Source organism: Autumnicola patrickiae, assembly GCF_031846525.1.
Taxonomy (GTDB): domain Bacteria; phylum Bacteroidota; class Bacteroidia; order Flavobacteriales; family Flavobacteriaceae; genus Autumnicola; species Autumnicola patrickiae.
The window spans coordinates 1-298 of sequence record NZ_JAVRHM010000086.1; the positions used below are offsets into that span (position 1 = coordinate 1).

Genomic DNA, 298 nt, shown 5'->3' on the forward strand with positions numbered 1-298 from the left:
CCATTATCGGCATACTTTACTGTAGCACCTTCCGGAAGTCCTGTAACAAAAATGCTCTGCGGAGTTCCATCATAAGTGAAGTTGTCGCCAGCAAAAGCCACTCCTGTGATTTCTGCATTTTCGATTTCCAGAGATACCTCTTTTGAAGCGGATAAATAATTGTCAGTTTCTTCGGAAGAAATCGTTACTTCATATGTTCCTGCATTGGTAAATCCTTGTTGAGGGGCATAGGTCAATGCAGTTTCTGAATGGTTCAGGCTTGCCGAAACATTCTTAGCAGTTCCATCATAAGTAAAAG

At 41.6% G+C, this 298-nt stretch carries 1 protein-coding gene; it reads right to left on the reverse strand.

Annotated features, from left to right (window positions below):
* On the reverse strand, positions 1 to 298 hold a 298-nt coding region (locus RM549_RS19450), incomplete at both ends, for an MBG domain-containing protein (protein ID WP_311687784.1).